An 18,942-nucleotide genomic window follows, 5' to 3' on the forward strand; every position below is an offset into this window, starting at 1 on the left:
TAACGATCATAAAGTTCAATCATGGAGCACCTCCTCTACTGTTTTCTTCCACTTTTCTAAAATTTCTTCGGTTAAGAAGCCTTCTGCAATCTGATAAGAATGGGCACGCATACCCTCTAGACGATTTTCTTGATACAATTGACAAATCTTAGTTGAAAAAGCTTGCTTGATTTGGTCTTCTACATGGTCAGATGAACTTGGAATCAAATAACCATTTTGCCCATCTTCTATAAAGGTCTGATTACCATAAGGCACATCAAAACCAATTAGAGGTAGACCTGAACCAATAGCTTCCATCAAGGTCAAACCAAAGCCTTCGCTGGTAGAAGCCGTCAAGTAAACCTCATACTGGCTATAAATCTGCGAAAGTTCCGCATGTCCCTTGAGCTGAATATAGTCTTCTGCCTTATGACTAGCAATAATTTCTCGAAGAAGAGAATCTTCTCCACCACTACCATAAATATCAAAGGTCAATTCAGGGATTTCCTTACGCGCCTCAATGACCGCCTTGACCAACCAATCAATGTGTTTTTCTTTGGCAAGACGTGAAGCCGTAATCAATGAAAATGGCTTACGTCCTTGACTCGACTCAGTCAAGGAATCAATACTTCCTACAGGAATGGTAACAATCTTTGGTTGGTGCTGGGTGTATTTAGCAAATTGCTCTTGCAGAACTTCTCTCTGCTTATCAGTTGATACGATAAAGAAGTCAACCTTATCTGCATTTGTAAACTGATAGTCATAGTAATTATTCCAAAGAATGTAATCCTCATTTGTAGCATTTTCACTATAATGCTCCGCATGAACAACTACCGCTAAATGCGCTGCTTGTGCTTCCTCAAACACAACCTGACCAATACCTGTCTCCCTATCAAGGATGACCAAATCAGACTTGCTCAAATTCAAGGATTTCATAAAGGCACGCATAAAAGCTTGCTTCCCATAGAAAATCTTATCCTTGAAACGGTAAACTTCTTCCTTCCCTTGATTCATCAAGATGTCATAGGCTGGAGTCCCGTCTTCATTATAAAAAGTTCGTTGGTATAGCACTGCAGCATTGTCCTTGGGAGCAAAGTATTCGGTACAATAACGAGTATAAGAAAAGTAATCCTTACGAATCAAATTTCCTTTAAAAACATACTCTACATGCTGAACCAAATCCTTATTTTCATCAACCAAATAACAGGTTACAAACTTATCTTGGTCAGAAAAGAAGACACGTAAAACCTTACCATTCTTTTCTCTACGACTTTCCACACCTCCAAAGTAAGCCAAGACCTCATCTACTGTTACACTTGTTGGCGCAATCTTAATATCTGTAAAGTGGTTATAAAGCCAAATAACCTGATCATCGTCAAAACCAATATTGGCTGTTAAATGCTGAATATTATCGGCTAAAATCATATCTGTAAAGATAAACTTAGAAGACAGATTTAGACTTCTAAAAATACCAGCACGATAGGCTTGGGCATATTCAACACCACTGCTAGCCCAGCCAATTCCTAAATTTATATTATAAATTGTCATATATTCCTCTTCTTATGGGAAATGAGTAATAATCTCACCCTTAGGAGTGACTTCAACCAAGCCCATCAGGAGATTACGCACCATATCCACACGAATTTGTTCCTTCATGGTTTCAAAGCCTGCATAGGCTTCTTGATAGTACTCTACAATAGGATTTTTCTGGGCAGCAGACTGACCGCTAATAGCCATAGATAATTGCTGAAGATAATCCACCTGCTCTACCCAATTATAGTCAATGGCCTTAAGTAGGGAAAGTCGTAAAAACTGTTCATATAAATCATGCTGTTCAAGTAAGGCTCTTTTTTCAGAAAGTTCTTTATCAATAATCTGCTTAATAAAAGAACGAACTTTAGTTTTATTTGTTACATCAATATCTTCTGGAAGTTCTTTAACATGAAAACTAATATTAGTTACGATAAAGTGAAACAACAATTCGCGACTCTCGTAGTTTGAAGAAGCTACTTGGTCTATATAGGTATCAATAATTTCTCCCACAACATCCTCTAAATCACGAGAACCATCTATTAATCGATTTCTCTCTTTATACATCATTTCTCTTTGAATATTCATACTCTCAGCATATTCCAAGGTATGAATACGTGCCGCACGTCCAGCACTATCACTAGAATATTGTGCTTTAGCAACAAGATTACGATACTTACGTCCCTTTAAAACTTCTGGTTGTGTCATATCTTGAACTTGATAATCTTTATACTTCTTATGTACCCAAGATGGACCATATTTCTTAATAACATCATCCTCCAGAGATACAAAGAATTTACTCATGCCAGGATCTCCTTGACGACCAGAACGTCCACGGATTTGAAGATCAACACGCTGACTTTCCATCCGCTCTGTTCCGATAACAATTAAACCACCCAGTTCTGCAACTCCCTTACCAAGTTTGATATCCGTACCTCGCCCTGCCATGGAAGTAGCAACTGTCACAGCCCCCATCTGGCCTGACTCTGAGATAATTTGTGCTTCACGCGCCACATTGTGAGCATTCAGAACATTATGAGCAATCCCTTCTCGTAACAAAAGCGATGAATACAACTGAGACATCTCTACCGAGCCAACAAAGACCAATAAGGGATTTCCCTTAGCATGGTATTCTTTGATGTACTCCAAGGAAGCGTAAACTTTTTCAGGTAAAGTAACGTATAAATTGTCTGGATAGTCAATTCGTTGTTTAGGGCGGTTAGTAGGAATCCGTACAACAGCCATATTATAAGTCTCTCGAAATTCTTTTTCCGCAACTTTACCTGTACCTGTCATACCAGAAAGCTTATTGAACATTTTAAATAGACTCTGATACGTAATAGAAGCCATAGCACGCGTCTCTGGAGAAAGTTTGACATGTTCCTTTGCCTCAATGGCCTGATGAAGTCCTCCCTGTAGTTTGGTTTGTTCTAATAAACGTCCAGAACCTTTATCTACAAGAACCATCTCATTGCCCCTAATAACATAGTCTTTATCTTTTGTATAAAGCTTATGAGCCCTCATTGCGTATACTATGTGGCGAGCAAAGACTGCATTTTTTTCATTATATAGATGGTCAATTCCAAAGAAACTTTCCGCTTCCTTGGCTCCCTGTTTCGTTAACCAAATTTCTCCCTTCTCCTCTTTGTAAATAAAATCTTCACCTTCTACTAGCGTAGTCATAAGAGTATTAACAATACCATAATGGTTCGACTGAACTCTAGGAGCTCCAGCGATAATTAAGGGAGTTTGGGCGCTATCTAACAAAATATCATCTATCTCATCAATAATTGCATAATCAAAGGGACGCAAAAATTTACCTTCCTTATTCGATGCTAAATTATCATTTAAATAATCAAAACCCAAGTTACCATTTGTTGTATATATAATATCAGAGTTATACATCTCCCTCTTTTCTTCAACAGAGAAATCTTTACCACTCTCTACAAAAGGAACTCCTATTGTTAAGCCTAGAAAACGGTAAACCTCTCCCATCTCCTCGGCATCCCGCTTGGCAAGATAGGCATTCGGGGTAATCACCATTGTCCCTTTTCCTGTTAAAGCATTAAGGTAAACAGGCATCGTTGCTGTCAAAGTTTTTCCTTCTCCAGTACTCATTTCAGCGACGTTACCCTCATGAATAACAATTCCCCCCATTACCTGAACATCATAAGGAAACATCCCCAAAATCCGACGATCAGCCTCACGAACAACTGCAAAAGCCTCTACCAAGAGATCGTCCAAAGTTTCGCCTTTAGCCAGACGTCGGCGAAACTCCACTGTTTTTGCAGACAGTTCTTGGTCCGACAAAGATTCCATCTTATGCTTTAGTGCATTGATTTTTTTTAGAATTTTTTTAACTCTTCTAAGTTGAAAGCTCTGATAAACCTCTTTAATCACGATTAATCTCCTCAATAGAAAAAGAATAAAAATCCAAAGATTCAAAGCCAGCACTTAAGAGATGAACTTGATAGGTGTGGGCATCCTCAGGGTAAATAAACGTGAATCTTTTATTTTTTTCAATTTTTTCTTCAATGACATCGCCATATCGATCAAAAAATGTAATTGATGTGTACACCCCTTTTTTAGGTTGACAGTCAAATTTCATTATTAATTGATATTCTTGTTTTCTTTTCAACAATGGAAGGCTTGGTTGTTTTCGAGCAGCTTGATAGTTCGTATGCGAAATCCAACCTTGAATTTTAGTCCCTGAAGGAACTAATGGATTATATATGCTTACATGAGAATCAGAATGATAGGTCACCTTCGTACCGTAAATATACATATTCAGTCTGTCTCCCCATTTGATATCTGGTCTCTGTCTAATAATCATACCTCACCTCGTCCAAATCCTGTTTTTAAAACCATATGATAGAAATGCAAAAACCAGGCAACATTTTCCCCAGTATCATCATTATGTCGACCAGAAGTACCTCTGGATAGTATCTTAGCGCCTGTATTACATAAATGTTCCACTAACTCTTCGTATGCCTGAGGATCCATATCTTCATCCTTCATATAGGACAAACCAAAGGTTGTATTTGAAAAATCTGCTCTTTTGAAAGAGTTCCAAAAATACTGATCCAATTCAGTTACATGCCCAGAAGTCAGACCACCTGTTTGATGGTTCAACACATCAAATCCTGTATTAAATATCCAAGGAGCATCCAAGCGACCGCGTCTAGCAACGGTTCCAATATTCGTCAAAGGTTTTCCAACAACAACGGCATATGGCTCAAAAAAAGAGCCATAATAAAGCGCTGGAAAGGTTCCCATAGAAAGTCCCGATAAAATTAAATCACTAGATGTCAGACCTAAATAATCAAGGTAATATTGGATGGTTTTTCTAACCTTACTTTCTAACTCTTCACTTCCTATATAGAAAGCACCACCTTCTATACGAGGATCTGAAAATAGAAGGAAAGGACATCCCAGATTTTTCATCATCCAATAGCCTTCAAAACCTTCCGCAGGGCGATATCCTGCAAAATAAATAGCTAAAGGCGGCTTAAAATCTCCTGGATGGAAGAAATAGTTAATTTCATCTCTTTTTTTATCATGAAGAGTATTTCCACCTAAAACGAATTTACCGAATTGTTTTCTACTCCAACGTTGATGAAGATTTCCAATTTTTAGTTTTCCCTTTCCTCTTGCTTCAATAGAAAGTGCCAAATAGGCATTATATGTTTGCTCAATCAAAATAGTAGAAGCCAAATCCGACTCTTCAAAAACAAGATCCTCTGTAATATCAGCAATCGATCCTTCAAAAATCTTTTTGACACGAAATCGAAACTCAACTCCTGAATTTTTTTCATATTCAAGCCATAATTCAATCGGTAAACTACGTGTTACAGCAATATTATAACTCCAATATGCTACCTGAGAAAAGTCCTCACCAAAATCTCCCTCTAATTCTAAATATTCATGCCCTTGATAAGATACATTTCCTTGAAATGAATGGTGAACTTGTATTGTAGAAGGTTTCATTTTATCGCCATATCCTCCTCCAAATAGAGAAGTCGATAAATCTTTTAGTAATTTTTCTGGTTCGGAGAAATCAATAGCTCTTGCACAACGTTTTTTCAGTAAATCTAAAATATCTGAATCATTTGATTGAAAATCTTGAGGATAAAAAACTGTATAAGGATCTAAGTTTTTAGAAAAAGGCAACAAATCACTCAAATAACGCCCATCTTCTATCAAAACAGCATGAAAACTTGAAATATTATCTATCTCCATCATTTTGCGAATAGCAAGAGGTGAATCTGGACAGAAGTAGTACCAATCCATATTTTCAGGAATATCATAATGGTGTTTCCAGTTATCAATTCCTATTTGTAAAATTTTATGTTCCCTCACCATTTGTTACTTCTCCAATCCAATAATGCAATTTTTCTAAGAAACGCTTTCCTGTATGCTCTTTAATTTTGTCAATTGTATAAATTAACGACTGATTCCATTCCTTGAGTGTATCTAGGTAATGAGACATAGCCTTGTGAAGTTCTGATACTTCCGAAAGAAGATAGCCATTCTTTAAATGCTCTACATAAACTGTCTTAACTCTATTGATTTGAGGAATTCCCGCACTTATGGCAGCTATCTGTGTATAAAGATGAGGCTGAATGCTGAGATCAATAATCAAACGTACATATTCTAAATTTTTAATCAAATCCGACTCATCATACATATTTATAAATTGATAACGTAAATTCTGATTCTCATTTTCTTCCAATGGATTCTCAGCTTCTCCATAATCTAATTCTTTTTCAAAATTAGCTACATGGATACGTTCAGAAATCATATCTTGCACCAACTCTTCAACTTGACTCATTTGTTCCTGATTTGCTGCAAAAGTACCAAAAACTAATTCTGTATCGTCTGTCTTAGCAACATATGAAAGAACTTCATAAATCCCTTCTTCATCAAGGCCCTCTTCAAAATTAAGATGGAAATAAATAATCGATTCTTTCTTTCTTTGACTTTTTCCAAGTCTTAAACGAGTATCAAAAGGAGACAGATGTTGAAATTTAGCAATTTTTTCAGGATAAAGGTTCTGCAACTGTTGAAGACTATCCTCTCTATCCACTAGAACTAAATCAACCTTTTCACAAACCCCCCCCAATTCGCTTAAACTTTCCTGAGGGTTACGGCCAATGAAAAGACTCAAAATTTTCGTACTATTCTCTGGTAAACGTGATAAAACAAATTCATTATGTTTGTCGTGAGAAGGTAGGATATAAATATCATCCTCCTTATATTGTTGCAAGAGTCTTCTTTCAAAAAATTCCGCAATCAATTCCCCTATATTTTTATAACTTGTTTTTTTATATTGATAAGAAAAAATAGGATTCACTTCAACTCTGCCATCTTCTTGCAGATACTCTCTGAATTGCCAAATTCCTTTCAAATTCAAATAGTCTTGATAAGATGGCGCCCCCTCTTTAAAATAAATCACACTCGACACAAAGCCACGATCATCCATTATATAATGTTCAAGTAACTGACCATTTTCATGAAAATATTGAATATCACTTATGAAACCTTCCGTTCCATGCTCCACCTGAGCATACCGTTTACCTTGTTTGTAAACAGTGATTGCAAAGGGACTATAGAGAAATTCACACTCTTTATCCCATTCAATATCCCACATATTCAACACTTGTACATGTGGATCGTGCAAATCCTGCATGTCATCAAACACAGAATAAACAGATGCCTCTAAAACACCATGACGATGTAAAAAATAGCGTAGATGAGGATGATAAGCTAATATCATTAGGTGGGAGGTAATTTCTTGTCTCTGAAATAAACGAATCTGATTGAAAGTATCGTCAAATTCTAGTTTGAAGAAGCTACGATACCACGGTGTAATATCCGCATGCCACTGTCGCCCTGAACCATACCAAGATGGAATAAAATAATACATACTGTCCTCCTAAATTAATGGTTTATAAGTCTCATTTAGTCTCAGAGCTATCAGTTCTTCTCTAACCATAAAAATCATTCCAAGCATCATAAATAAAAGACCTGGAATCATTGTCAAGCGTAAAAAACGCTCATCATATAAAACAAAAAGCATGGGAAGCCCTGCAATAATAATACTATACACGGCTCCTATAAAGGCAAATCGAAAAATTAATCGATTAATAAAACGGCTCGTGTCCTCTCCAGGATAAATCCCATAGATATACTCACCTGATTTTTTCATAGAGTCAGCTATCTGCTCTCCACTCATACTAATAAAAGCAAATATAAGGTTAAATGCAAACAACATCAACAGATAAGTATAAATCCACAAAGGTTTCCCCATTGTAAATTCCCCTATCAATGTTGCATAGAGTGGATTATGAGAATCAAACATTCTAAGTAACATCAAAAGATAAATTGGCAGAGTCATAAAGGTCATAACATACATATAAGGCATTCCTCCAGCGGGAGTTAAGGCCATCTCAAAATAAGAATAACGTTTAAAACGACTGTGTAAGCCAATTTTATTTACTGCCACACGGTAACGAGCACGATATAAAATGACATTGACGTAGGTAGAAACAAGTGCAAATAAAACCATTAAAATGACAACCCAGGCAGGAGGAGTTAATATCTGAATAGAATTAATAATATCTTGGGGCATATTAATAATCATAGAGGTAAGCAAAATTAACATCGCTCCTCCAACACCATTACTAGCATTAATATCTGACAGCCATATCAAGAAAAAACTACCTGCACATAAGAGGCTGATATTTAAGATATAAACGAGTACAGTTGAATAGGATGATTGGATAGGTAAACTTAGAACTACAGCTGCTGACTGAATAAGAGCAATCACTAAAGTTAAGTACATCTGTCGTCTATCTTGTGATTCCTTCCCACTTCCAGTAAGTCCCTTAAAAAGAGAGAGCATAGTCCATAATATCATAGCAGACATCCATGGTGAAAGACCAATAGAAAAAAGGGAGAGACTTCTTAAATTCCCACCTGTAAGAGCGGTTGAAAATGCTAAATAAGCAGTCGTTCCTCCTAGAAAATCTCTACTATTCAAATCAACAAAAGGTAAACTAATTCTACTACCCACTACATATATAAATAATAGAAAAAAACTAATACTCAGTTTTTTTAAAATGATGGATGAAAATATATTTTTCATAATTGACCCTTTCTACACATGATTACAATGTTACTCTTTACCCCTTTTTGTAAGTAGGGATACTTGCCTAGATATCTATGAAAACAAAAAAACAATCTTTATCAGCCAACTTAGCTACCCTATATTTTATGCATTTTTATTTTGGTAAATCTTGTTTTAAAACTAAATAACTTAACTAAAAAATACAAGCTCAAACAATAGTTGAATAAAGGAATAGAACCTTTAAAATCACTCTATTTATACTCTTCGAAAATCTCTTCAAACCACGTCAGCTTCGCCTTGCCGTAGATATGTGTTCCTGACTTTGTCAGTCTTATCCACAACCTCAAAACAGTGTTTTGAGCAACCTGCGGCTAGCTTCCTAGTTTGCTCTTTGATTTTCATTGAGTATTAATTCCCAAATATAATAATTATATCAAAAAAAGCAGAAAAAATCTGCTCATAACTACTAATTTTTCTACTCTCCCCTAGGTCTTATCCACCGAGTACATAGACTTTAATTTCTCATTTTTCAAACATTATCTTTCAGGAATTAACTCATTTCTTCCATTCAGAAAATATACTTCTATCTCCTCTATTGTATGAAAAACTGAGTCAGCAGTATATCTATTTTATGATAAAATATCGCCTTGAGTAAATGAAAATCATATCATTTATCCCTGCTCCTCAATTTTCTTAACAATCTTATGGATTTAAGGATTTATATTCACTTCTAGCAACAACAGAACCTCTTCAATGTACCCTATCACTTCCCTATGTTCAAATTGATCAAGTTCTAAGTTTGTTTTTATATGGTGTAGTTCAACCTCAAGACTATTTACAAAATTATTTGTATTCATCCCTTTAGCTCTAAGAAAAGCGATAAAATTTAAGCGTTGTTGCATATCAGATCGAATATGTTTCAAAGTAGCATATTTTGAGGTTGTAAAATTTTTACGATAAATATAGGTATCTCTATTCGAAAAAACTACCTTTTCAGCAACTAGATATAATTTAAACCAAAATTCCATATCCTCACCTAAATGAGTAGATTCATTAAACCATATCCCAGCTAAGATACTTTTACGTACTAATTTACAACTAACAAATCTAAAAGAACCATCAATACTATCCAAAAATACTAGTTGGTTCATCAATTCCTGCCTACTGAACACTTTTTGATGTTTCGTTCGTTCAAAAGCATGGAAAATCCACCGATTTTTAGACATTTCATACGTCCTATAAGAAGATACAGATATATCAGCAGTTTCTTGAATAATGGCAGAATACAGAACTTCTAGATAATCAAACTCTACCCAATCATCCGAATCAATAAAGGTAATGTACGCCCCCCCCGAACGTTCGATTCCTAAATTACGTGCCGAGGAAACGCCACCATTCTCCTTTTCAAAATAACGAAAACGAGCATCTTTAGCAACATATTCTCTACAAATGCTAGCAGAAGCATCTGTTGAACCATCATTTATTAATAAACATTCAAAGTTTCCATAAGATTGGCTCAATATGCTATCTAAACATTGATGTAAATATTTTTCAGTATTAAAAATTGGAACGATAATACTAATAAGCTCCTGATCCACTTCTCATCTCCTATTTATCCATTTCTCTTATGCTAGCAATCCAGCAAATAGTTATATAGTGACAGTTTTAGCCACTATTCTTCATTCTTGAAAGTCAAAAGATACATCATCTCCCTAATCCATCTTAAAGTTTCATCTGCTTCTAAACCTTGATTTTCAATAACTGCCATTACATCATATAAATGTCCTATATAATCTTGAACATAAGACTCTATATTTATTCCTCGAGCAGCAAGGATAGCTATGAAAGCTAAACGATGTTGCATACTACTTTTAAGTTTTTCAACAGTTAAATTATTTGCAGCTGATGTACTATGTATTCTATAAGTATAGGTATCTCTATTCACAAATACCACCTTATTCACTTTAAGATATACTTTATACCAGAATTCCATGTCCATAGCCAGTTTAGTGTCAGCATTAAAACGAATAAGACCAATCATTTCTTTTCGTACTAATTTACTAAATGTAATAAAAAATGAATAGTCTGAAGCTACCAAATTTGGTAAACTTTCTAAAAACTCCTTGTTAGTAAAAACTTTTTTATCATATTCTTTAGTAAAGGCATGAAAATAGAAGCTATTATCACTCATATTAAAGCGTTTATAACTTGAAATCGATACATCTGCTCCTTCTTGAACAATAGCATTGTACAGAACTTCAAGATAGTCGTTATCTGCCCAATCATCTGGGTCCATTAGTGTAACATATTCTCCTTGTGAATGTTCAATTCCTAAATTTACTGCTGTTGAAATACCACCATTCTCCTTTTCAAAATAGCGAAAACGAGAATCTCTAGCCGCATACTCCTGACAGATAGAAGCTGAATTATCTGGAGAACCATCATTAATCATCAAAACTTCAAAATTTTGATAGGTTTGATTAAGTAAACTATCAAAACATTGTCGTATATAGTTCTCAACATTATAAATCGGAACAATTACGCTAATCAAATCTGGTATCATTAACTATTCCCCTCCTAGTAGAAATAAGGTTTCTTTTAACCATCTCATCTCTTTAGATGTAGATGAATTGCCTTCTAAAAAACCAATTCTATAGTTTAAAAGCAATATGAGATTTTCAATATAATCTTTTACATCTATATGTTTTGCTGCAAGAATTGATATAAACTGTAGACGTTGTTGAATATCACTACAAACGATTGCTGGATTTAGATAGTTCTGAACATCACTATATTTTCTGAGAGTATAGGTATCTCTATTTAGATAGACCACTTTTTCAGAAAGAAGATAAAGCTTATACCAGAACTCCATATCCTCTCCCAACTGGGTACTTTCGTTAAATCGAATCTTACCTAAAGCAATACGAGATACTAATTTTCCAAAAACATAGCTAAAGGAAGAATCTCTATCTAACCTCGGTAGCGCAAGAAGCAAGTCCTTTTTATTGAAAATAGATTCTGTACAGTCTTTCTGATAAGCATGATACTCCAATAAACCTGTATCCACATTAAAAGTTTTATAAGTTGAAACTACTATGTCTGCTTTCTCCTCAATCATAGTAGCATAAAGTAGTTCTAGATAATCTGAATCTACCCAATCATCCGATTTTATAAAGGTAATGTAACTTCCCTTTGAAGCTTCAAGCCCTAAATTATAAGAAGAAGAGATACTATCCTGTTCTGTTTCAAAATACTTAAAACGACTATCCTTCTCAGCATATTCTTGACAGATACTAGCTGAGGAGTCTGTCGATCCATTATTTAACAGAATAACCTCAAAACTAATATAAGTTTGATTAAGAAGACTATCTAAACACTGTCGTAAATAAGATCCAGTATTAGAGACAGAAATAATGATACTAATCAACTCTCCTGTCACTTCTCTCTTCTCATATTTTTTTATTTGAAGCATCAACTTTTCAAGTTTTTCTTGGTATTTCGAAGCATAAGGATTATCTTCTAATACTGTTGTTTGATATTGATGATTTAATTGTGCATATTTTAATCTTTCAGCCCAAAGCTTTACATTGAGATCTGCATCTACAAAGAATAAATCAAATTTCTCTATAATTTTAAAAATATCTAAATTTTTCTCAGAGAATGATTTCGTTGTAATTGAATTTTCTCGGATTCTATAGTAATAAAGAACATCCTGTATCTTAACCCATTTTTTTGAAAGAGTGACTAGCTCTGGAATAACTGCTAAATCTTCAAAGATGAATCCTTTAGGAAAAAAGTTGTCGTTTAACAAACTTTTTCTATACAATTTGGGAAATACACTGCCCCTCAACCCCTGGGACCAAAGCTGTTCTAACTTTTCTTCTACAGTAGTCAAAACCAACTTATCTTGATGAATTTGAAGAAGATTATAATAGATACCTTCTTTAAAACTTTGAATTGATCCTTCTATAATATCAACATCTTCTGAGATCTGTTCTGCCAATTTTTCTAAAAATAAGGGGTTAAGATAATCATCACTATCAACAAAAGCCACAAAAGAAGACTCTTCCTTAAGGTTCCTAAGACCTGTATTTCTTGCAGCACTCAAGCCTTGATTATCTTGATTAATGAGTCGAAAACGACTATCTACTAGATAAGTTTCTGCTATTTCTCTAGAACTATCCGTTGATCCATCGTTAATCATGATACAATCATAATTTTGGTAGGTCTGTTTCTGGATACTATCTAGACAATCTTTAAGATATTCTTCAACGTTATAAATAGGTACAATGATACTTATTAATTCTGTCACGATTCCATCTCCTTTTTATTCTTGAAAAGAAATTGATGACTCATTGCTAAAAAATTCTCTCCACAAATCTAGAATATTTTCTTCTAAATACGAGCTTGCTAGATGATAAGAAGCTTCTTGATAGCTAGATAAGTCTTGCGAAGTCATTTTCAAGAGAATATGAGCAATTTCCTCTACTCTTTCTTGATCACTTTTATCCTCAAAAGAAACTAGATAACCATTAAAACCATCTTTTATAAAGGATGGATTTCCATATCTCAAGTCAAAACCAACCATAGCTAATCCTGCTCCAGTCGCTTCCATCAAGGTTAAACCAAATGTCTCAGATAAAGAAGTTGTCAGATAAATGCTATGATTCAAATATTGAGCTGTCAAATCTGCATAGCCCATTAAATGAACATACTCCTGTGCTCCTAATTCTTGGATAAGATTTTCCAAACTATCATACTCTATGCCACGTCCAAAAATAGAAAATTCAATATCTCCACCTTTTTCATGAGCCAATGCGACTGCCCGAATTGCTAAATCTACACGCTTAGAATAGATCAATCGAGACGCCGTCATCACTTTGGTAGTTTTTCTATCTTGCTCAGAATAGTGTAACTGTTTCAGGCTCCCTACAGGAATCACATAAATCCTAGGAGCTTCCTTTCCCTCTTTCTCAAAAGATTCTTTCAAAACTTTTGCCTGTAGGTCAGTCGAAACAATCATAAAATCAAAACGATGAGCATATTTTACAGGATAGTAATATTCATAGCTAAAAGGTTGATCCCCAAAAGTATGTTCCGAATGGAATACCAATCCCAACCGAGCTCCTGACTCTTGCTCCAATAAAGGACGCGCAAAATCCATATTTGAAGCTCTATCCATAATCACAATATCATTTGCCTTCAATTGAAGTTCTTTAACAAAGCTTTCCATCAATTCTGCATGTGTTATTAATTTTTCATTCTGAAGCAAATAACGTTGTTTCCCATTGACTAAAATTTCTTCTAGACCGACACTTCCATCTAAATTGTGATAGACTCGTCTTCCTAACTCAGCTAAAACGTGACCATTTTGATAATTCAAAATGAAATAATCTGTTACTAATTTTGTTGAGGCATAGGTTTCTCTTTTGAGTAAATAGCCCCCTGAAAAATATTCAATAAACTGCACTTTAGAGAAGTCTTTCTTGTCATATACGAAAACAAGTAACTCTCCTTCGTCCAACTGATACGTTCTTCCTGAAGGTGTTTCATGAATGATTTGCGAAGTTTTTAAACCTAGTTGCTCTTCTAGTTCATGTGGAGAAAGAGTTGGTGTTGTACTTTGTTGATCCGTAAAAAGCAGTTGAGCAAATAACAGTTCTTCATAATCATAGCCCTTTGATAAAAAATAATCTAACTGATCAGAATTAGGCCACTGAGTAAAAACAAAACGAGTATCTAAATCTAAACTACGAAACAATTGCAAACGATGGGCTTGGGCAACATCTACACCATTTGCTTCAAAGCCTAAGAGTAGATTAAAATTATAAACCGTCATTTTTTCTCTCCCATCTGTCAAATAAACTACGATAATCTTCTATACTAGCTACTCCTAATATTTGAGCTTGATTTCTAGATAGTTGATGATACTTATCAGGATTTTCTAAAACTTGGTGTACATTTTGAATGAGAGACTCTATTGTATCGTAGCAAGTTTCTAATTGTTTATATTCTTCGTGATGAGTTAGATGATCCAATGTATAAAGTAATACACCTTTTTCTACTGCACGTAAAGAAGAGGCAAAAATTTCAATATCATACTGAATATCGAAGTAAAAACTGCTTCTATCAAGTAATTCTTGAAAAAGTTGATAAGTCATCCCAGGATAAATATGGATATTAGGGTAAATGGATAAATTAGTAATACGACTCCCCATCTCAGTTACTGCTCCCACATGGAAATCAATCTCTGGGAACTGAATCAATAATTGTTCTAAACCTTCTATCCATTCAGAATTCGTAACAATAATAGCTTGTGGTCTAACTGGAACTGGTTTATCTAGGGCAAAACCATATAAATGAGTGTAAGGAGAAACATCCGAAACTCTAGGAGACATTACCAGAACCTGATTCACTCGGTCTGCAATCTTATCAGCCTCTGTTATATCATCTGCCAAATAATAGTAATTGTCTTTCTTGCTTGATGGAAGAAGCGAGAGAATCTCTTCTCCCAAAATTAAAGTATCTTCTCTCTCTACTATCTCTTCTAATACTTTAAGGAGAAAAGAATGACGATTCGGATAGATAGTCGGATTCTTCTGCGAATCAAAGTAAGCTATTTTATCTTGCTGTAACCATTCTACCAGAAGTTCTCTCCCTTCTGAGTTGTAAATAGTTCTCAGTACACTCTTTTCTTCTTCATCTAAAAGCTCACGACAAACTTTCCAACCATAAGCGCTGTAATAGTCTATCCAGATACATTTTTCTTCTTCATCATACCAGTAAACTCTCGCCACAGTACGTTCTGATTGTGGTTGACGAAACTGGATTCCCGCTTTCTTTTTACCTTGATCATATACATAGCCTTCTAAACCATCTGTCGTTATCTCCCAGTAAGGAGGCAGAGGTAAATTGTTAAAAAAGAGAGGTTGCCCCTCTTCTTTCATTAGAAAGTATGTTAGCGCGGTTAACTCCCCTTGTTCAAGACGATCTAGATCATCAAAACAATCAACATAGAATACAGTTAACGGCTTCTCTAATTTTTGAAAAATTTCCTTAATTTTCGGTACTTTTTCATCTGTTTTCTTTGCAATTACAAACATTTTTTACTTTTCCCATTCTCTTGAAAGGATGTAGAGTTTCTCTTTTACTCTTCGATAGGTTTCACTCTTCTGTAAACCTGCTTCTTCTAATTTTTCAAGCGCACGAGTCGCTCTACAATGATACAAAAAACTATGACCTGATATATCATATCCTAACATACCTATAAGAGCTAGCCTTTCATCCCAGGCCATCATTTCGTCGATAACTCTTTTTTCACTCCAAAGACTATTTAAACTACTTTCCTGACCAATACGATACCAGTAGATTGCCTTTTCTATATGTATAACTCTTTTAGCCTTGATAAAGACCTTATACATAATAAAAGTATCCTCAACACTTTTTCCAACAGGAAAACGTAGTCCATCAAATAACTCTCTTTTAAAAAGTTTCATAACAGGGCCTGACCAAGCCATATCTCTCATTTCTTGTTCAGCTATCTGTTTAACAATATCTTCTCTGTTATCATAGAGCGTTTCTCTATAATCGCCATCAAAAACCTTAATATGAAATTGTTGATTTACATCATGATACATATTATAGTTTCCCGATGCTATGTCTGTATCATACTTTATAAGATTCTGATAAAGAAACTCGATAGCATTTCTTTCTAACCAATCGTCTGAATCTACAAAGATAATATATTCTCCACTTGCTAGATCAAGTCCCCTATTACGTGCAACTGATGCTCCCGCATTCTCTTGATAAATGTATCTAAATCTTTCATCTTGAGATGCAATATCTTTACAGATACTTTCTGAATCATCCGTTGAACCATCATTAATTAAAATAATTTCTAAATTTTGATAAGATTGGTATCTTATACTATCCAAGGCTAGTTCTAGATAAGGTGCTACATTATAGACTGGTACGATAACACTGATTAATGGCTCTGTTTGCATTCCTTCTCCTTATTGTCTAGGGTATCCAAATAGTTTTTGATATGCTGAATCATCCCTTGAACATCCTGATTTTCAAAAACATAGTGAGAGATGTCATGTCCATGATTTGTTGCTTGGAAAGAATAGAAAGGAATTCCCTTATCTACTACTTTTTGGATAATGTTATAAATTTCGCCCTCATAGTTAATATCTAGATAAAAATCTAACTGATTGAAGACTTTTTCATGCGTCAAAGGATCAAAGCATGGAAAAAGGGTTACATTTTTATACTTTTCCAACATTAAAATTTCTGGTGCAAAATAGCAGTGGGCCAAAATATTAAAATTCACTTGTGGAAGAGCTTTAATCAAATTCTCTGCTTCATGTAAATTCACGGTATTCGTGTAAATAGCTGTTTGATAAGGTGGTTTTGAAACAAGAGCGCTCCATCCTTCTTTTGCAGGATATTTTCTAAGAAGAACATCCTCCCATGACAATCCATAATAAAACCACCATTCTTCTCTAAATCGATTAAAATGATGTTGATGCCACGGCTTCAAACCTGTAGTATAGTGAATGACTGCTGGTTTTCCTTTAAAAAGATCATACCAAGCCATATCCCCTAGTGTAAATTGCTGACTATCTGACCCCACTTGAAGATTATAGGTTAGAGGAAGACGATACCAATTATCCTGAAAAGCGAGATTCAAGATTCCTTGATCTCCATAGACCTCATGATGATGTTGAGCAGTCAAATCAAATAACTGTTTCACAACATCTTCCTCTCTCCATTTTTTATTATCTATCAATAATAATCCAGCGTTAAACTTATCCGAAGTTGTCGGTAAGTCCTCAACTGCAGCAACAGGATAACCTTGCATATCCAGTTCAAATAGATCTGATAAATCCTGTGTTACAATCATATCACTATCCAAGTACAAGGCTCTATCTTCTACGACATGATTCGGAATTAAATAACGAAAATAAGTAGCATAGTTTAAATGCGCTGTTGGAAGTTTATAATTCTGAAACATAGCTGAAGAACATCTAACATTTACAATCTCTGAATCTATTTTTTCAAGATGATTCTCTACTAACTGGAACCAATCAGTTGGAATATCTTCATTTAGGATATAAAACTTAATCTGCTTCATATGGCTACATATCGATTTAATTGTTGTTTCTAAATAACTCACATAAGCTTGATTTGCTGCAAGAACAATTACTTTCTTACTCATAATACCTACCATTTCATACTATTAAATTTAATAAAAACATTCTATTATCTAATACATAATCATACCAAAAATAGCACTATTTTGCAATATAGATTCCTTCTAAAAGCATTTAAAAATCTTGGTGAAATCTCCATGAAATTGACTATAAGCCTTTGTATCCTATTTCCTACTTCCACTTTACAATTGGCTTCAATACCTTTATTGTATGGCGCTTGGAGTTTTTTAGTGTATAGTAGCTTGAAATAAGATGAAAATAAATCGATTGGGAAAATCAGGTTAATTTCTAGAAATATTTTAGGAGTTATAGTGTACTATTCTAGCTTCAATATACTATAGATTCACTACGCTACAGAACGAGAGGAAGCAATAATCGCATAATGAAAAACTCCCTTGGATGGAAGATCATCTAAGGGAGTTTTATAAATCGGGATAAGAATACTCTCTAGGTATTTTTAACTCAATTATTCTTCATCGTCACGTTTACGACGTTTGGCAAACAAACCTAGACCAGTTACAGCAGCCAAAGCTCCTAAAAGTACAGATGATTTGGATGCTTCTGTACCAGTATTTGGTAATAGCTGTTTGGAGCTAGCAGCTGTGCTTTGTGAAACAGGCTGAGCTGTTGATTGTTCTTGACTTGTCGTACTTGTTGGTGTTGATGAGTTTTCTGAATTTGTAACATTTGTACTCATAGAAGTTGATTGACTTACTGAAGTAGACGTTACAACTGATGCTGAGATAGATTCAGATAAGGAAACATTAACACTTTGTGACTCTGATATGCTTTCACTCAAGCTCACATCTGGTCTGTAATTACTTTCTGGGTCACCCATACTTGTTGATTCAGATACTGACATTGAGATACTTACTGAGACAGAAGTGCTTGTTGAAACAGACTCTGAAGCTGATTGACTTGCGCTTGTGCTTGCTGATTCAGAAACGCTTGTGCTTGTTGATGCAGACTCAGATGCACTTGTTGATGCTGATTCTGAAGCGCTTGTGCTTACTGACTCTGACACACTTGTTGACGCTGATTCAGAAGCGCTTGTGCTTGTTGATGCAGACTCAGATGCACTTGTTGATG

The 18,942-nt window shown here is 34.9% G+C and carries 15 protein-coding genes; all 15 read right to left on the reverse strand.

Features of this window, described 5'->3' with window-relative positions:
* Nucleotides 1-15 precede the first annotated feature (15 nt).
* Nucleotides 16-1,527: an accessory Sec system glycosyltransferase GtfA gene (gene gtfA / locus RWM06_RS07660; protein ID WP_313970698.1), complete on the reverse strand. Its 1,512-nt coding sequence runs from the start codon at nucleotides 1,525-1,527 to the stop codon at nucleotides 16-18.
* Nucleotides 1,528-1,539: 12 nt separating this feature from the next.
* A complete protein-coding gene (secA2, locus tag RWM06_RS07665; RefSeq protein WP_313970699.1) occupies nucleotides 1,540-3,909 on the reverse strand; it encodes an accessory Sec system translocase SecA2 in 2,370 nt (789 codons plus the stop codon).
* Nucleotides 3,902-4,342, reverse strand: a complete 441-nt coding sequence (asp3, locus tag RWM06_RS07670; protein ID WP_313970700.1) for an accessory Sec system protein Asp3 — start codon at nucleotides 4,340-4,342, stop codon at nucleotides 3,902-3,904. The genes secA2 and asp3 overlap by 8 nt, the downstream gene beginning before the upstream one ends.
* Complete coding sequence (gene asp2 / locus RWM06_RS07675) at nucleotides 4,339-5,871, reverse strand: accessory Sec system protein Asp2 (protein WP_313970701.1); 1,533 nt, start codon at nucleotides 5,869-5,871, stop codon at nucleotides 4,339-4,341. The genes asp3 and asp2 overlap by 4 nt, the downstream gene beginning before the upstream one ends.
* Complete coding sequence (gene asp1, locus RWM06_RS07680; RefSeq protein WP_313970702.1) at nucleotides 5,855-7,435, reverse strand: accessory Sec system protein Asp1; 1,581 nt, start codon at nucleotides 7,433-7,435, stop codon at nucleotides 5,855-5,857. Before asp1 ends, asp2 begins: the two co-directional genes overlap by 17 nt.
* Before the next feature lie 9 nt (nucleotides 7,436-7,444).
* Nucleotides 7,445-8,656: an accessory Sec system protein translocase subunit SecY2 gene (gene secY2 / locus RWM06_RS07685; RefSeq protein ID WP_313970703.1), complete on the reverse strand. Its 1,212-nt coding sequence runs from the start codon at nucleotides 8,654-8,656 to the stop codon at nucleotides 7,445-7,447.
* Nucleotides 8,657-8,914: 258 nt separating this feature from the next.
* The gene (locus RWM06_RS07690) at nucleotides 8,915-9,040 is read right to left on the reverse strand and encodes a hypothetical protein (RefSeq protein ID WP_313970704.1); all 126 of its coding nucleotides are present in this window, start codon (nucleotides 9,038-9,040) and stop codon (nucleotides 8,915-8,917) included.
* Nucleotides 9,041-9,348: 308 nt separating this feature from the next.
* Nucleotides 9,349-10,236, reverse strand: coding sequence for a glycosyltransferase family 2 protein (locus tag RWM06_RS07695; RefSeq protein ID WP_313970705.1), 888 nt, complete (start codon nucleotides 10,234-10,236; stop codon nucleotides 9,349-9,351).
* Nucleotides 10,237-10,310: 74 nt separating this feature from the next.
* Nucleotides 10,311-11,201 (reverse strand): glycosyltransferase family 2 protein, encoded by an 891-nt coding sequence (locus RWM06_RS07700; RefSeq protein ID WP_313970706.1) that lies wholly within the window; start codon nucleotides 11,199-11,201, stop codon nucleotides 10,311-10,313.
* Between the two features lie 3 nt (nucleotides 11,202-11,204).
* Nucleotides 11,205-12,950 (reverse strand): glycosyltransferase family 2 protein, encoded by a 1,746-nt coding sequence (locus RWM06_RS07705; RefSeq protein WP_313970707.1) that lies wholly within the window; start codon nucleotides 12,948-12,950, stop codon nucleotides 11,205-11,207.
* A gap of 15 nt (nucleotides 12,951-12,965) precedes the next feature.
* Nucleotides 12,966-14,477 carry a glycosyltransferase gene (locus RWM06_RS07710; protein WP_313970708.1) on the reverse strand — a complete coding sequence of 504 codons (1,512 nt, stop codon included), beginning with the start codon at nucleotides 14,475-14,477 and terminating at the stop codon, nucleotides 12,966-12,968.
* Nucleotides 14,464-15,741 carry a hypothetical protein gene (locus tag RWM06_RS07715; protein ID WP_313970709.1) on the reverse strand — a complete coding sequence of 426 codons (1,278 nt, stop codon included), beginning with the start codon at nucleotides 15,739-15,741 and terminating at the stop codon, nucleotides 14,464-14,466. The genes RWM06_RS07710 and RWM06_RS07715 overlap by 14 nt, the downstream gene beginning before the upstream one ends.
* Nucleotides 15,742-15,744: 3 nt before the next feature.
* Entirely contained in the window at nucleotides 15,745-16,641 is an 897-nt protein-coding gene (locus tag RWM06_RS07720; protein ID WP_033684192.1) for a glycosyltransferase family 2 protein, read from the reverse strand.
* The gene (locus RWM06_RS07725; RefSeq protein WP_313970710.1) at nucleotides 16,623-17,858 is read right to left on the reverse strand and encodes a glycosyltransferase family 8 protein; all 1,236 of its coding nucleotides are present in this window, start codon (nucleotides 17,856-17,858) and stop codon (nucleotides 16,623-16,625) included. The genes RWM06_RS07720 and RWM06_RS07725 overlap by 19 nt, the downstream gene beginning before the upstream one ends.
* A gap of 461 nt (nucleotides 17,859-18,319) precedes the next feature.
* Nucleotides 18,320-18,942, reverse strand: a 623-nt coding sequence (locus tag RWM06_RS07730) for an LPXTG cell wall anchor domain-containing protein (protein WP_313970711.1), incomplete at its 5' end; no start/stop codon positions are given.

Source organism: uncultured Streptococcus sp. (assembly GCF_963516575.1).
Classification (GTDB): Bacteria; Bacillota; Bacilli; order Lactobacillales; family Streptococcaceae; genus Streptococcus.

Bases quoted from the DNA above. Each gene is read 5' to 3' on its own strand.
- RWM06_RS07725 (WP_313970710.1), bottom strand. From the start codon at position 17,858: ATGAGTAAGAAAGTAATTGTTCTTGCAGCAAATCAAGCTTATGTGAGT.
- secY2 (WP_313970703.1), bottom strand. From the start codon at position 8,656: ATGAAAAATATATTTTCATCCATCATTTTAAAAAAACTGAGTATTAGT.
- RWM06_RS07690 (WP_313970704.1), bottom strand. From the start codon at position 9,040: ATGAAAATCAAAGAGCAAACTAGGAAGCTAGCCGCAGGTTGCTCAAAA.
- gtfA (WP_313970698.1), bottom strand. From the start codon at position 1,527: ATGACAATTTATAATATAAATTTAGGAATTGGCTGGGCTAGCAGTGGT.
- RWM06_RS07710 (WP_313970708.1), bottom strand. From the start codon at position 14,477: ATGACGGTTTATAATTTTAATCTACTCTTAGGCTTTGAAGCAAATGGT.
- RWM06_RS07715 (WP_313970709.1), bottom strand. From the start codon at position 15,741: ATGTTTGTAATTGCAAAGAAAACAGATGAAAAAGTACCGAAAATTAAG.
- RWM06_RS07720 (WP_033684192.1), bottom strand. From the start codon at position 16,641: ATGCAAACAGAGCCATTAATCAGTGTTATCGTACCAGTCTATAATGTA.
- asp3 (WP_313970700.1), bottom strand. From the start codon at position 4,342: ATGATTATTAGACAGAGACCAGATATCAAATGGGGAGACAGACTGAAT.
- RWM06_RS07700 (WP_313970706.1), bottom strand. From the start codon at position 11,201: ATGATACCAGATTTGATTAGCGTAATTGTTCCGATTTATAATGTTGAG.
- asp1 (WP_313970702.1), bottom strand. From the start codon at position 7,435: ATGTATTATTTTATTCCATCTTGGTATGGTTCAGGGCGACAGTGGCAT.
- asp2 (WP_313970701.1), bottom strand. From the start codon at position 5,871: ATGGTGAGGGAACATAAAATTTTACAAATAGGAATTGATAACTGGAAA.